We start from the raw sequence: 14,967 nt of genomic DNA on the forward strand, positions 1-14,967 counted from the left end.
GCGGCAGGCCGGGGCGAAGGCCTACAGTGAGGCCGAGCACCGGTCTGCCGCACGGATGAACTGCTCAAGCAGTAATGGCCTGCGTTGGCAATGGAACAGATAGCATTGGCCAGGTGGTACCTTTACTGAAGCCTCACTGTCCGAGCGTCAGCGAGTTTGAGGCTTCTTGATTCTTTTGGTTACTTTTCTCATCAAGGAGAAAAGTGACAAACGCCCGCAGAACGCGGCTGCAGCTAAGAGGCTTGGTAAGAAGGTAGATAGAAAGTAAAGAAAGAAGCCAAGAGGAAGGCCATGACCGGCAGGTGTCCCCCCTCTCCTTATTTCCCCTCAAGGGGAGAATCTCAGATGTAGGAAAGGGAAAGCGTTGAATTAACAGCCAAGCAGAGCGAAATCCGAGTTTGAGGCTCACGCCCCACTGCAGTTGCAAACTGCAGGCCATGGTAGGTCCAAGTTGAAAACTTGAACCTGAGGAGAGGGAAAAACGGATCAGCAAGAGTTGTCATCCCCATACCCCCTTCAAAGGGGGACGAAATATGTGATAATTGGAATTTCAAGAGCCCAAACATTTAAGTTGTGAACTTTCAAATATTCACCTCAAAACCAAGAAATCAGCCTTAAAACGGCTCCCCATTACACCAAAAAACACCATTGAATAAGCTTACCGTAAAATCCCTGCGGGCATGAAGGAATAAATTTTTAGCTTTAAGGCAGTGACTTAACTGTTTCAATGCTATTCCCATTCCTTTCACCACGCTTATGAACAAACAACTTACGGCTTTCCTGCTTTTCTGGTGGGCGAGCATTGCCTGGGTGCAGGCCCAGCAAAACAAAGACTTTGTCCAGGTAACCGATCTGCTCAAAATCAAACAGGTAGGGTCGGTGGCGCTCTCACCTGATGGCAAGCAGGTGGCCTTTACCGTGACCTCAATTGAACCAGACCCCGAGAAGAAAAACGACTTCCGCTACAACACCCAGCTACACCTGCAGCCCACCAATGGGAGCCAGCCAACCCGCCAGCTAACCTACGGCAACAGCAACGCCACCCAACCAACCTGGAGCCCCGATGGCAAGCAGCTCGCCTTTGTGCGCGTGGTAGATAGCAAGCCGCAGATCTTCCTGCTTTCCTTCGCCGGCGGCGAGCCTCTGCAACTGACCAAGTTCAAGTATGGCGCCAGTCAGCCTCGCTGGAGCCCAAATGGACAGCAATTACTTTTCACCTCGGGCATTGCCCTCAATGAGCTCCTCACCGACTCTACCCTCAATCCTTCGCGCGAGTTGCCCAAGTGGTCTTATGAAAAACCGGGCTTCTTCCAGAACGAGAACCTGCGCACCAATACCGCCAAGCCTAATCCAGACGGCACCCTGGCGGAGATCAGGGGGTATCTGGACCAGAACGAGAAAGACCAAAAGGCCAAGGTCATCAACCAACTGCGCTTCCAGGAAGAGTCTACCACGTCCTCGGCGCTCAACCTATCGCACATCTTTATCATAGACGCCAAACCCGGTGCCACGCCCAAAGACCTTACGCCGGGCTTCGTGTCCAGCAGCAACGCCAACTTCCTGCCCAACAGTAAACAGGTCATCTTTGACGCCGATGCCGATGAAACTGAGAACCCCACCCGTTCGCAGGAAAACTCCATTTACCAAGTGAACACAGACGGAACCGGCCTGAAACTGCTTTTGGGCAAAAAAGGCATGTCCTATTCCGGTGCTACCGTATCGCCCTCGGGCAAATGGATTGCTTTCCAGTACAGTTCATCCAACCAGGTCAACATCCCGGCCCTGGGACTGCTGCCGGTGGGCGGAGGACTCACTGACCTGGTGACCATCGCCTATGACCGTAATAAGAGCAATCTTACCTGGGACGACCAGGAGAAATACGTCTACTTCACCTCCCCCTCCAATGGCGGCGTGCTCCTGAACCGCGCCGATGTGAAGAAACGCAAAGTTGAATCGCTCACCGATATCACCAAGGGCGTGGGCTCCTTTGATGTGAAGAAGGGCCAAATGGCTTACGTGCTCACCGAGATCGCTAACCCAAATGAACTGTACGCAGCACCCGCTGATGGCAAGAAACCGCAACGCCTTACCTCTGTAAACCAGGATTGGGTGAGCCATAAGAAACTGAGCAAACCCGAGAAATTCACCTTCACCAATGACAAAGGCCAGACAGTAGAGTATTGGGTTATGAAACCCACCAACTTTGTGGAAGGCCAGAAATACCCACTGTTGCTGGAGATTCACGGTGGCCCAACCGCCATGTGGGGACCCGGAGAGAACAGCATGTGGCATGAGTACCAGTACTTCGCTTCCAGAGGTTACGGAGTGGTGTACGCTAACCCACGTGGCTCCGGCGGATACGGCGAAGAGTTCATGCGCGCCAACATCAAAGACTGGGGTGCTGGTCCAGCCAGCGATGTGCTTACCGCCCTTGATAAAACCGTGGCCCAAGGCTGGGCCGATACTTCTCGCCTGGCCATTACGGGTGGTTCATACGGCGGCTACCTGGTTTCCTGGATTCTGGGTCATGACAAACGGTTCAAGGCGGCCTGCTCGCAACGCGGCGTGTACGACCTGAGCACGTTCTTCGGGGAAGGAAACGCCTGGCGCCTGGTGCCTAATTACTTCGGCGGTTATCCGTGGGAAGAGGCCCATAAAGCCATTATCCAGAGCGAATCCCCGCTGACCTACGTGCAGAACATCACCACGCCGCTCATCATCTTCCACGGCGAGAATGACCTGCGCACCGGCGTTATCCAAAGCGAGATGCTCTATAAAAGCCTCAAAGTTCTGAACCGCCCCGTAGAGTACGTCCGTCACCCCGGCGCCACCCACGAGATCACCCGTGCCGGCAACAACCGCCAACGCATAGACCAGATGCTCCGCACCTACGAGTTCTTCGAACGGTACCTGCAGGCCAACCAGCAGGCCAAGTAAAAAAGTAGGGCCAATCTCTACTGGTGGTTATAATTGCCTCGGTTATTGGTGATAACACCAACAACCGAGGCAATTATAACCACGCATTCCGTCCCCCTTTGAAGGGGGTAGGGGGATGATAAGGCCGCATCAAGAATTAGGTTGGTTTGCTACAGGGTAGAAGCTTTGATGGTGCTCCTCACCCATGGGCAACCACAAGGGCTTGCCCCTACATGGGAACGCCACGATTAGGAAGAGTAATCATCTCCCTGGCCTGCAAAGGGGACGAAATGCGTAAATAAGCTTAATACGTTTACTACCCGTTTTTACCAAAACATCCCTAAAATAAGAATCCCGCCCTGGAGACCAGGGCGGGATTCTTATTTTAAACAGTAAGCTAAAGAGAAAACCCCCAAGCCTAAGATTTGTTTTACCGTTGCACCATAACGGGCTGAAGCGCCAGTTGCTTCAGATGCGAGATGTGTGACATGATGGCCGTTCTGGTTTTAGGGTATTCATGGTAAGTCACGCCAAACTCGGCGCAGGCTTCCTTGATGATCTTACTGATGGCCGGGTAATGCACGTGTGAAATCCGGGGGAACAGGTGGTGCTCAATCTGGAAGTTCAGGCCGCCCGTTAACCAGGACACAATCTTGTTTTTGGTGGCGAAGTTGGCGGTGGTCTTTAGTTGGTGCAACGCCCACTCGTCCTCAATGCGGTTCGTAGACTCGGTAGGAATTGGGAAATGCGCGTGCTCAACGGTATGGGCCAACTGGAACACAATGCTCAACACCAGCCCCGTGAACATACCGTACACCAGGAAACCAACCAACCAGGGCAGAAACCCAACGGTGTAAATAGGCACTATCACAAACAAGGCAAAGTGCATTGCTTTGAATCCCCAGAAAGTGAAATGGTCTTTGCCGCTCATTTTCTTGATGGGAATATCGCCTACCTTTTGGGTGAAATACTTCACGTAATCCGTGAAGAAGATCCAGTAGATGTAGAGCATGGCGTAGGCACCCCAGAAGTAATAATGCTGGTACTTGTGCAGTTTGAGGTGCTCCTGGTTTTCACAGAGGCGCAGGAAGGGTTTGGCATCCAGGTCATCGTCTACGCCGTCAATGTTGGTGTAGGTGTGGTGAATGATGTTGTGCTTGGTGGTCCACATGTGGATGTTGGCACCCAGCACGTTCAGGGAAAGGCCGGCCAGTTCATTCACCCACTTCTTCCGGCTGAAACTGCCGTGCCCGCCATCGTGCATCACGTTGAACCCAATAGCAGCGGTTACCCCGCCAATGAGAATACATTCCAGCAAGGCTAACCAGACCGGTGGCGTGAAAAACACCAGGTGCACGTACAGAAACACCAGGCTGGAGAGCAGCACCGCGGCTTTTATGTACAATTTGTAATTGCCGGTAGGGTGACTGCCTTTCTCCTCAAAATAGGCGTTGGTGCGGCGTTTTAACTCAGAGTAAAACGAATTGGAAGGGGCAATGAATTTAGGAGTAGCCATGAAGGACGATTTAGTTGAAAATAGGCTACAGAGCTATCTCAACGGAAAATCGTCAATCAAATCCATAACATCTTTGAAAGGTAACGCTTTATTTGTACGTATTAATTCACATTCATCCAAAACAGTAGGTTTATTTTCAAATCTATACTGCCTGGACCGGAGAAATAAGATGCAAGGGTGGGTAAATAAAGCTCTGTCTATCTATAATCCAACTACGGCAACTTAGCCATTAACTTGTTGCTGCCCAGCCAATTCACGCATCTTTCAAACCACAGGTCTTTGGTGGTAGGGTTGATCATCCCAAAACCATGGCCCCCACCCTGGTAGACATGCAGCTCGCCGGGAATCTTGTGTTGGCGCAGGGCCTGGTAGAAGACTAAACTATTTTGCACCGGCACTAACTCATCATCTGAGGCGTGCACCAGGAAGGTGGGCGGCGTTTGGGCAGTCACCTGCTGTTCGTTGGAGTAGGCCTGCAGCTTGTCTTTTGAGGCTCCTTTTCCCAAAAGCCGCTCAAAAGAGCCCTGGTGCCAAACGGTAGGATCGCTGCTGATGACCGGGTAAATCAGGATCATGAAATCGGGCCGCAGGGAGAGGTCCTCAGGGTTCTGGATCTGGGATTGGTTGAAGTGGGTGCCAACGGTAGAGGCCAGATGCCCGCCCGCCGAGAAGCCCAGGATGCCCACGCGCTGGGGATTCACGTTCCATTCCTTCGCCCGCTTACGCACCAGGTACAGCGCCCGCTGGGCATCCTGGAGCGGCGTGATCTCGGGCTGCGAAGTAATGGCTGGGTCCGGTAGGCGGTACTTCAGCACGAAGGCGGTCACCCCCTGCTCCGCGAACTTACGGGCTACGTCTGCCCCTTCGTGCCCCGAGGCCAGTATCCAGTATCCTCCGCCGGGGCAGATGACCACCGCGGTGCCGTTCGCCTTTCCTTTGGCCGGCAGGTAAACGCTAAGGGTGGGCGTGCGCACTAGGGAGACTATCTCCACTTTATCCTGGTTCACCTCGCGTTTCTCCTGGTCTGGCCCGGGCACTTCATTGGGGATCTTGCCCTCGTACAGCGGAATCACGGTGGGTTTGGTTTGGCCGGCGACACGGTAGGTCACGCCTGCCAGCAGCAGCAGGGCCAGTAGCTTTTTCATCTTCTTGAGGTTTACAGGAAAGTGCCTCCTGTTTTGAGCCTGAATTTGGTAAATCAGTCCCGAAACAGGAGGGTTTAAATTTTGGGTAATCGGAGTTGAAAAGAAATTATCCGGCGAATTGCTCATCGGCGGTGGGGCCGTACATACCGGGCACCGGCACATCCAGCAGGCGCAGGTACACACTTAATTGCCCCCGGTGATGGATGAGATGGTTCATGGCCAGATTCCTGATGACCACCTGCTTAGGCATGGACACAATAACCCGATCACCGCTGCGCAGGGTCCAGGTTTTGCCTATCTCCACCACATTGGTATCGTTCAGGGCTTTGGCCGCTTTCTGGTAGTTTTCCTCAAAATGGGCCATTAACTCCTGGTGGGTAGTACCGGCGAAACGCTTGTAGGTCTCCGGGGTGAGATTCAGCTCATCAGACTTCAGCACAGAGGCAATGAACAGCCCCGGCAACTCGGCAATGTGGCTGGCTAGTCGCTGCAAGGTCATGCTTTTGGGGTGCGGCCGCCAGTCAAAATGCTCCTCCGGCACGCGTTCTAACATCTTTCTGGTATTGGCGGCCTCGTGTTCAAACTGCCGCAGTAGCTTCTGGTTCAATTCCATAGTTCGTTCGTGGTTTGGTGAGGTAGGTAGCGGTAAGTTAGAAAAAAGAACGGGAGCCGAAAAAAAATTCCGACTCCCGTTTTCAGGTCGTTTTCAGGAAATTAGCGCACATCGCCCATCCACTTCCGGATAACCCGGCTGAACAGGATCAGCACCACCCCGATACCCAAAGACCAGAGCCCAATCTGGTTCAGAATCTGGGCATAATAAGGCAAGGAAAGCACCGGGTTGTCTACCACATTCTGCGGCACGCTCATGAGCGCCCCAATCTTGCTGGCCAGGAACTCCCCTACCGCGCTTGCGAAAAACCAGATCCCCATCATCATGGCCACAATGCGGGCCGGCGACAGTTTGGTGATCATAGACAAGCCGATGGGTGAGATACACATCTCACCGCAAATGATGAAGAAGTAACCGGCAATGAAGGTGAACAGCGGAATAAGGCCGCTGCCCTGGCTGGTGACGCAGCCCAGGTAGAACACGTAAAAGCCCAGCCCCACCAGTACAAACGACAACCCGAACTTGGTGGGAGTGTTAGGTTCAATGCCTTTACGGTTCAACGTGGGCCAGAGCCAGGCAAAGAAGAAGCTGAGCACTACTACCCAGCCCGGCGGCAGGAAGTTGTTCACCGCCAGCGCGGGCAGCTCAACACCCATGACGTGCATGTCCACGTTGCGCATGGCAAAGAGGTTCAGCGACCCGGCGTTCTGCTCATAGAAAGACCAGAACAAGGCCGAAAACACAATAAGCACCAGCGCCGCGAACAGCTTGTAGCGCGCCGCCGCTTCCATTCTGAACGCGATGAACAGAATGTACAGGATGGACAATGTGCCCAGCCCGAACATGATGAAGTCCATGATCTCGTAGCGGTTGAACAGCGCCACAATCACCGGAATCACCGCCAGCGTAGCCACATAAATGACCACTTCCTTGCTGATACCCGCGAACACCGGCTTTTTTAAATCCTCCGGATGCGGCGGCAGGCCATTGTTGCCCAGTGACTTCTTCCCGATGGAGAACACCACCAGCCCCAGAATCATGAACAGCCCCGCCAACCCGAAGCCGTAATGCCAGTTGATCTGCTGCCCCACGTAACCGCAAAGCAAGCCGCCCAATGCCGCTCCTATGTTGATACCCATGTAGAAAATAGAGAACGCACTGTCTTTCCTCGGGTCATTGTCTGAGTACAGCGTACCCACCAGGCTGGAGATATTGGGCTTGAAGAACCCGTTCCCGCAGATAATGAAAGCCATGCCATAGAAGAAGCTCCAGTCCTCCGGCAGCGCCAAGACCAAATGCCCGATGGACATGAGAATACCGCCGTACATCACCGCCTTGCGCCCACCCAAAAACCGGTCAGACATCATACCCCCGAACATAGGCATGGTATACACCAGCGCCGCATAAGAACCCAGGATAGCGTAGCCCTTGGGTTCATCAAACTTGAGTTCAGAGATCATGTAGGCCAGCAGCAGGGCCTTCATGCCATAGAAAGAGAAGCGCTCCCACATCTCGGTGAAGAAGAGCATGTAGAGCTGCTTGGGGTGTCCCGTCGCCGCTGGGGCCACGGGCGCCTCCGGAATCCTCGGTTCAGTTAAATCCATATCAGGTGATAAACGGAAAATAGTTTCAGTTATTGACCTGACAAGTTAATGGTTTGCGGCGGGATTTAGAGCAGCCTTTTTGAATAGCTGTTTAGGGCTGTTTTTGAGGAAAGAGGCTTGAAACGGTTATAGCGCAGACGCTCGCAGGTCCTCCGGACGCTACGAGGTCTTTGGAGCAAGATTGTTGTTGTTGTTGTTGTTGTTGTTGTTGTGCGTAGAGTTAGCACAGCGCTCTACGCACTTCCCGGATAGCCAATCTCCCGATTGGCGTTACACCTAAATCTGCGTTTCACGTAAACAATTCCACCCCAATCCGCTCAACATGAACCTATCTCCCCGCCCCTATCACATGAAAAATCCTGAAGGCATGTACTTCGTCACCTTCTCTGTGGTATTTTGGATAGACGTGTTCATCAGGGCCAGGTACAAAGAAATTTTCGTGGAAAGCTTAAGGTTTTGCATCACCAACAAAGGATTGCAAGTACATGCCTGGTGCCTCATGACAAGCCATGTGCACCTTATCATTTCTGCCGAAGAACCGGAAAAAACACAGCTGTCAGATATCATCAGAGACCTCAAGAAATATACGGCCCAACAAATCATTAGAGAAATTGAAAATGGCCCGGAGAGCAGAAGAGAATGGCTTCTGGATAAGTTCGCCTTTGCCGCCAAAAGTAACAGCCGGAATACCAGCTACCAGTTCTGGCAGCAAAATAATCATGCGGAGGAATTGTTCAGCAATAACTTTATAGACCAGAAGCTTCAGTATATACATCAGAACCCGGTGGAAGACGGTTGGGTGGAAGAACCCGAACATTACCTTTACAGCAGTGCCCGCGATTATGCAGGCACGCAGGGGCTGGTACCGGTTGTGCTGATTGAGTAGTTGTGAATTGCTAACAATGCCAATCAGGAGATTGGCTATCCGGCAGTGCGTAGAGCGCTGCGCTAACTCTATGCACAACAAAAGCTAATGCTGCGCACAACAAAGCCCAAATCAAGAAGATGAAATGAAGAATTTTAGAGAGCGCAGAACCCCAATTTTACTTACATAAAATAGGTGGACTTTGCTCTAAGCTGAATTGGCCTTTTTCCAAAAATTGTAGTTCCCAAGTAGTCTATCTCTCGTCTTCTGATTCAAAAGGCTCAAAAAGGGATCCAAGATGATTTCATGTTCAGTGAAGTACAGGTAAAAGTCTAACATAAAATCATTAGTAACCCATTTAACATCTTCATCACTTGAGGAATCCATTCTTTCAAGGAAAGAAGCAAGCTTTTCCTGAAATCCATCGATACTCCATTTTTCAGCGGAATAAGAGACGAAAAAGCTAAAGTTGACACTTACATTATCTTCTAAAATCTTTTTCGTTTCTCCTAACCACATGCTGTACTCTGTAAACGTTTGGTACAATGTTTTTATCAGAAGACCATATCTCAATTCATCCATAGCTAAGCTTTATCACACCAGGTTTCCATTGAGACAAAATCAATCCAGTAATTTTAGTTAGCCAGCGGACTTGTCGGCGGCACCAACACCTTCTTCGGCTTCAACTCTCCCAACACCTGCTTAATCCCGGCCAAACCATCTGAGATGTTTTCCATCTGGGCCAGCACCTGTCCTACCTGATTACCGTCCCCGAAGCCTTTGAGTTTGTTGTTCCGCACGAAGGTCGCTTTGATGTCTTCCCAGCGCTGGGTTTCTTTTGGGGTAGCTAGGCCGATGAGCTGCTTGAACTTGAGCATATTGGCCTCGGCACCCGTGGTCAGGGTTTGGGACTCTGATTGGTAGTGCGACAGGATGAGCGTGTGCAGTTCAGCATCATTCATAATCGGCATCACCTTTTCGGCGAGCTTATTCATGTTGCGGTACGAGCCCTGCAGTTTGAACGGCGGCTCGGTACGGTACTCGTCGGCTTGGGCGGCGGAGCGGATGTACTCCAGGTTCACCTTCAGGATGACGTCGCGCACGTGCAGGAGCTTTTTCAGGACGGCCACGTACTCGCTGATCTCGGCGGCGGTGTGGTTGCCCTCCAGTTCCAGGCCTTCGCTGTTGCCGGTCTCGGCGAGCTTCACCAGGGCGTACACGTCTTTCTGGCTCTTAGCAGCTAGCTTGGCCAGCACCGCGTTAGAGGTTAGAGAGTTCTCCAGGTAACTCAGCTTGAACACGTCTTCGGTGTCCCCGATGATGTCGCCCAGGTTGTAGATATCGGCACGGTTGGCGAGCATGTCGGGGATGCGGAATTTCTCGCCTGTCTCGGTGTACGGGTTACCCGCCATCACCACGCAGACCTTCTTACCCCGAAAATCATAAGTACGGCTTCGGCCTTTGTATACGCCCTCAATCTTGCGCTGGGCATCACAAAGCGAGATGAACTTCTGCAGAAACTCAGGGTTACAGTGCTGGATGTCATCGAGGTAAATCATCACGTTATCACCCATCTCAAAGGACAGGTTCAGCTTCTCCAGCTCCTCGCTGGCAGCGGCGTTGGGGGCCTCGGTGGGGTCCAGCGCCGTGACCTGATGCCCGATGGCCGGACCGTTGATCTTCATGAAGATGATGCCCAACCGGTTTGCGATGTACTCCATGAGTGTGGTCTTGCCGTAACCCGGCGGCGACAGCAACAGCAACATGCCCATCAAATCCGTGCGCTTGGTTTCGCCGGCGGTGCCCATCTGCTTGGCCAGGTTCGCCCCGATGAGCGGTAGATACACCTGGTCAATCAGCTTGTTCCTCACAAACGACGACATCACGCGCGGCTTGAATTCCTGCAAACGCAACTCCTCCTCAAACGCGGCGGTCATCTGGTGCTTCAATTCGTGGAAATGTTTGAACTGCTGTACTACCTGTGTTTCATAGCTGTGCAGTTTCTGCTGGAATTCGTGGAAGTGCAGCGGATACTGCTGATTCTGCACCAGCGGGTGCGTGCCCTGCATCCCCGCCAGCGTCTCGCGCAGGTTCGCGTGTACTATTTGCTTCGGCTTCAGTTCCTGCAACAGTAGCAGCAACGCGGCTTCAGGCACGTACTCTGCATCCTGGGCTAAGTTGGTCTGTGACAAATAGGCCCTGAGCCAATGCTGCAATAGCTCCAACTGCGCTACTTTGTTTTCATCCAGCGCCTGCACCGATGCCTCAAACATACTCCACGCTTTTTTATCCGTGAGGTACTGGTGGAAGTTTTGTACCAACTCAGCAGCCTGAGCGCTGGAGATGAACTGGTCACCGCGGGTTAATTCATAGAACAGGTACTCGCCTGCCGCTTCGGCATTTGCCTCTGGGAACAAACCACTCTCCTGCTGGAATGCCTGCAGTTCGCGCTGTACATCGGCTTTGAGGTTGTCAAACTGGTGCGTCTCGGGGAAGACCTGCAGTATGGCACCCACGCCTTTGAGTTGGTGATGGAACAGTTGTTTTTGGTCTTCTTTTGCGAAAATAGCCCAGAAACAACGGGCAGCGACACGGTCCACGGCAGTGTAGCGGAGCAGATCTGCGGTCTTGATCAGGCGCACCAGGGAGCTCAGAATCAGCGCCGCGTCATGGTCGTGCACGCCTTTGAGGTAGCCCTCGTTGAAACGCACGGCCATGAATTTCTGCACGTACTCAACTAGCTCCTGCTGTGAAAGTTGGTGCAGTTGGTCCAACGTCAGGAGTTGTAAGCTTCCTTCTTGTGCCTCGGCTGTGGCAGAAGAATGCTTTGTGCTTTGGGCGGCTTGCAGGATTTGGAAAGCCAGGTACTCGGCGCGGTATACCTGGTTGTTCTCTGAAATCAGCGACTGCTCCCACATGGGGCGGAAGCTCAGGAAACGTTCATCGGTGATTTTCTCAAAGAAGCTGGTGCCGGTGAGATGGTAGTACATGGTGTCCTCGCGGTGCACGATGCTGAGTTCCAGCGGCTGGGTGTTCACGGTGAAGTGGTGCGATCCGAACCTGAGCACGTTCTGCCCGTCCACGAACAGCTCGCTTTTGTCTTTGAGTTGGCGCACGGCATCTTCGCGCAGTGTTTTCAGGCGGCTCTGGATGGCATCGGCTTTCACGGTATCGCCCATCGCCAGGAGTTCGTCCACGGTGGTGCGCACCTTCTCCATCATCAAATCTGAGGCGAAGTAACCGTTGATTTCGGCCACGGTGCCCAGCTTGCTCAGGCGACTTTGTACGGCTTTCAGGATGCGGTCGGCGGCTTGTTGCAGGGTGGTGGCGCGTTTGTTCCGGGCTTCCTGCAGGGCTACTTTCTTGCTCTCGAAGGCAGAATAAATCTCCTCGCGTTTATCGGCTATTATTTCCAGAAAAGCGTCAAACTCCGAGAAGCGGCCTTCCAGTTCCTCCAGCTGCACCATGAGCTTGGTGAGGTACTCTTCGCATTTCTGGGGTGTGTCGCAGACGTCCAGAAAGTTGATGACGCTCTGGCTGATGAGCTTGATCTGGGCGTTGAACTCGGCCTGACCCTCGGCGCTCAACAGCTCCTGCCGCTTGCGTTTGAGGGCAGCCTTGGTCTTGTTGAACGAGGCGTAAATAGTAGAAATGGCGTCAACGATGCGCGTGGTCTGGGTGGCATCCTCGATCTTGAGGTTGCTCACAATCTCAATCAGCATCTCCAGCTCCGCACTCACGCCCGAGATTTCCTTCTCGGTAGCATCGGCCTCCACTACTTTGCCAATCTTATCTATGCCCGTCGTGATTTGGGCCACGCGTTGTTCATAGGGTACCAGGGCATCGGGCTTCAGCAGGAAGTCCACCGTTTGATTCGCCAAGTCTTGGCTGAAGCTTTGCAGTTGCGTCTCGTACGTTTCAATGCGGGTAACATCCGCGTAGCGCAGTTCTTTTAAGGAAATTACCTCACCGCGCACCGACCGCAAATCGGCCAGCGATTTAACGAAGTCGTTGATGTGCCCGTTGCTCTGGAGTTTCAGCTGCGTAAGCAAGGTATCGGCGGTGCCGAGCACCTGTTCTACCTGCGCCTGCGTGCTTTTTCTGATGCTGATGACCTTCTCAAATTCTTCTACCGCCGCGGTGGCCGTCTGGCGGATGGCCGCGAGGGGCTGCGCCAGTTCAAACGTCTCCTTTTTATCCAGCCAATGGTAGGAGTCCAGCAAATCGGTTGTAAGCTTGATGAGGTCTAGGTAGAGGTTGTCGTACGAATCCTCTTTGTTGACCAGCGTAAGAATCTCCGTACACTCGGCCATGGCCTGCACAATCTCCTTGTTCCCTATCTTGTAGAGGTAACTTTCTTTGGTAACGGGAAGGATGAAGTTGCTCCCGATGTAGGGCGTCTGCCAGATGTGGATGGCATGGTGCTTCTTGGGCTCCTCTTCGGCTTTAAAATAGCACAGCTCGCCGTTCTCGTAGATGGCGTAGCCGTGGCAGATGATGGGGTTCTCGATTCTCTGGGTAATGAGGTTGTAGCTTAGCAGCAGGTACACGCCACTTTGCTTGTTGTAGAAGACGTACAGGAAATCCTCGCCGTTGGGCGAGGCGATGCGCTTCTCAAACAGCATGTCCTGCAAACTGTTGTCAAAACTCTTGAACTCACCAGTCTGCAGGTAATATCCGTAGGCGTAGATGATGCCCTGGTTCTCAGGGAGGAACACGCAACAATCCTGGATGGCGTCAATGCGGCGCGCCTCCTTTAGTTTGGCGTTATAGACGATGTAGCGGTAGCTGTTCTCGCGGTACGGCCGGATTTTGAGTAGAATCAGGTTGCCGATAAAGGCGTAGTACAGTTCCGAATCATCCAGCGTCTGGTCTTTATCCTCCACCGGCTCAGAATAGACGCCCTGCCCGGTCTCGGTGTTGTCTTCCACTTTGATGGTCAGATCCCCGCCAATGGTCTCCACGAACACTTTTTCCTCAATGGAGATGTGTGGGTGCTTGCCTTTGCGGTGCGCCTCGCGGGTGACCCGTTTCCAGGCAAAATCGTGCTGGTTGGGGAAGGTGTATTCGTGGTCGGAGCGGTTGTCCAGGTAGGTGAGCGTTGCGCCTTGTCTGGCCCACTTGAAAGTTTTGATGTCATTCACGCCCTTGCCGATGCGGAACACCATGAACAGGTGAACGCCCTGCACTGCAAACTTCACAAACTGCGTGTTCTTGTAATACTTGTACAGCTTCTGGAACTCGTCCCGGAACTCCCCGTAGTTGATCAGCTCCAGCCCCTGTTGCTGAAAAGTGTGGTTCTGGTACGCATAGACGCTGAACACATCGCTCAGCGCCACTTCCGTTTTGAGCCCCAAATGCACATTATACCCAAAAAGCATCAGATCGCCCACCGGCACCATGTCCCAGGGCACGCAGTTGTGCTCGGTAGTTACCCGCTCGGTGGCCAACAGCTTCGTCTCAATCGCCCCGAAGACCTCCTTCCGCTCCTGATTTAATTGGTCCAGCAGTCCGCGCAGTTCGCCTCCGCTTTTGCTCAGGCGGTTGCGGAGGATTTCATAGGTGCCGCCTTCCAGTTGGACAGATTGTAAAGCCGGAGGGTTGGAGATGACAGGTTCTTGGGCCATGATGGTTTAAGCTGAGGCAGAATGATGTGGGCAAGGGAGTATTATGTTTCAGGCTAATTTTTGGAAAAACAGGCCTGAAACGTGGTTGGTAAAGACGCTCGCAGGTCCTTCGGACGCTACGAGGTCTGCCGCTTATTGCTGATTAATATTGAATCTAATTTTGTAGAATCGTTCTTATTTTTCTTTCTTCTAAGAAACAAAGAAGAGCATTAATTCTTTGGATTGGTACTATAAAGTTGCTTCTTCTTTTCTATAAAAGAGGTACCATAACCCCAACTCAGCAGAGAGAAAAGAATCATAGTAGACGCATAGCTTGCATTAGCCTGGAGATCAGAAATTCTCTGCGTGCAAGCCCATCCTCCTTGCTCCCTGTACAGCAGCTGGATAAAAAAGACAGCCGTTGTAAAAATCCCGGTCCCTATAGCTAGATGTAGGTATTGCTTTTTGGTTTCCTGTTCCCTTAGCCTAATCCAGAGAATCAGGTTAAAGGCAAGTGGCACTAAAAGCATTGCCAAGGGGATGACATATAGCAGCAGAAAGCTCGCGGCGAAACAAAGCGCACCGTATTTAATGAATACTTTCAGTCTTTCGTGCATCAACATTTATCAGCAAATGTCAATTCTCTTGTTTAAGCATCCCCTTCAAAGAAGAATTTAAACCCGCAAAACCACCTCTCCTGCT

Annotated in this window: 9 protein-coding genes; 2 read left to right on the plus strand and 7 right to left on the minus strand. The window is 52.4% G+C overall.

Translation table 11 applies throughout. The annotated features are described in order from the left end of the window. The first annotated feature begins 756 nt into the window (after positions 1 to 756). A complete protein-coding gene (locus J3P34_RS01035; RefSeq protein ID WP_210486048.1) occupies positions 757 to 2,937 on the plus strand; it encodes a S9 family peptidase in 2,181 nt (726 codons plus the stop codon). A 409-nt stretch (positions 2,938 to 3,346) separates the two neighbouring features. Here the strand turns inward: J3P34_RS01035 and J3P34_RS01040 are convergent, their stop codons facing one another. The 4 genes from J3P34_RS01040 to J3P34_RS01055 all read right to left on the minus strand — a co-directional run bounded on the left by J3P34_RS01040 (position 3,347) and on the right by J3P34_RS01055 (position 7,794). After that, positions 3,347 to 4,432, minus strand: coding sequence for a fatty acid desaturase family protein (locus J3P34_RS01040; RefSeq protein WP_210486049.1), 1,086 nt, complete (start codon positions 4,430 to 4,432; stop codon positions 3,347 to 3,349). A gap of 212 nt (positions 4,433 to 4,644) precedes the next feature. Further along, complete coding sequence (locus J3P34_RS01045) at positions 4,645 to 5,577, minus strand: alpha/beta hydrolase (RefSeq protein WP_210486050.1); 933 nt, start codon at positions 5,575 to 5,577, stop codon at positions 4,645 to 4,647. Between the two features lie 106 nt (positions 5,578 to 5,683). Further along, complete coding sequence (locus J3P34_RS01050) at positions 5,684 to 6,190, minus strand: DinB family protein (protein WP_210465859.1); 507 nt, start codon at positions 6,188 to 6,190, stop codon at positions 5,684 to 5,686. Positions 6,191 to 6,291: 101 nt separating this feature from the next. Continuing rightward, entirely contained in the window at positions 6,292 to 7,794 is a 1,503-nt protein-coding gene (locus J3P34_RS01055; RefSeq protein WP_210486051.1) for a peptide MFS transporter, read from the minus strand. Positions 7,795 to 8,143: 349 nt separating this feature from the next. Between J3P34_RS01055 and J3P34_RS01060 the strand changes: the two genes are divergently transcribed. Further along, complete coding sequence (locus J3P34_RS01060; RefSeq protein WP_210486052.1) at positions 8,144 to 8,680, plus strand: REP-associated tyrosine transposase; 537 nt, start codon at positions 8,144 to 8,146, stop codon at positions 8,678 to 8,680. Positions 8,681 to 8,866: 186 nt separating this feature from the next. On the opposite strand, the gene J3P34_RS01065 is transcribed toward J3P34_RS01060, so the two are convergent. From J3P34_RS01065 to J3P34_RS01075, 3 genes are all read right to left on the minus strand, one after another. Continuing rightward, the gene (locus J3P34_RS01065) at positions 8,867 to 9,241 is read right to left on the minus strand and encodes a hypothetical protein (RefSeq protein ID WP_210486053.1); all 375 of its coding nucleotides are present in this window, start codon (positions 9,239 to 9,241) and stop codon (positions 8,867 to 8,869) included. A 53-nt stretch (positions 9,242 to 9,294) separates the two neighbouring features. Next, positions 9,295 to 14,286, minus strand: a complete 4,992-nt coding sequence (locus tag J3P34_RS01070; RefSeq protein WP_210486054.1) for a DNA repair ATPase — start codon at positions 14,284 to 14,286, stop codon at positions 9,295 to 9,297. A 209-nt stretch (positions 14,287 to 14,495) separates the two neighbouring features. Continuing rightward, a complete protein-coding gene (locus tag J3P34_RS01075) occupies positions 14,496 to 14,882 on the minus strand; it encodes a hypothetical protein (RefSeq protein ID WP_210486055.1) in 387 nt (128 codons plus the stop codon). Between the last annotated feature and the right edge of the window lie 85 nt (positions 14,883 to 14,967).

Origin of the sequence: Rufibacter aurantiacus (assembly GCF_017916345.1) — a bacterium.
Taxonomy (GTDB): domain Bacteria; phylum Bacteroidota; class Bacteroidia; order Cytophagales; family Hymenobacteraceae; genus Nibribacter; species Nibribacter roseolus.

Excerpts from the sequence above, each read along its gene's own strand:
- J3P34_RS01035 (WP_210486048.1), top strand. The coding sequence starts at position 757 with ATGAACAAACAACTTACGGCTTTCCTGCTTTTCTGGTGGGCGAGCATT.
- J3P34_RS01040 (WP_210486049.1), bottom strand. The coding sequence starts at position 4,432 with ATGGCTACTCCTAAATTCATTGCCCCTTCCAATTCGTTTTACTCTGAG.
- J3P34_RS01045 (WP_210486050.1), bottom strand. The coding sequence starts at position 5,577 with ATGAAAAAGCTACTGGCCCTGCTGCTGCTGGCAGGCGTGACCTACCGT.
- J3P34_RS01050 (WP_210465859.1), bottom strand. The coding sequence starts at position 6,190 with ATGGAATTGAACCAGAAGCTACTGCGGCAGTTTGAACACGAGGCCGCC.
- J3P34_RS01055 (WP_210486051.1), bottom strand. The coding sequence starts at position 7,794 with ATGGATTTAACTGAACCGAGGATTCCGGAGGCGCCCGTGGCCCCAGCG.
- J3P34_RS01060 (WP_210486052.1), top strand. The coding sequence starts at position 8,144 with ATGAAAAATCCTGAAGGCATGTACTTCGTCACCTTCTCTGTGGTATTT.
- J3P34_RS01065 (WP_210486053.1), bottom strand. The coding sequence starts at position 9,241 with ATGGATGAATTGAGATATGGTCTTCTGATAAAAACATTGTACCAAACG.
- J3P34_RS01070 (WP_210486054.1), bottom strand. The coding sequence starts at position 14,286 with ATGGCCCAAGAACCTGTCATCTCCAACCCTCCGGCTTTACAATCTGTC.
- J3P34_RS01075 (WP_210486055.1), bottom strand. The coding sequence starts at position 14,882 with ATGCACGAAAGACTGAAAGTATTCATTAAATACGGTGCGCTTTGTTTC.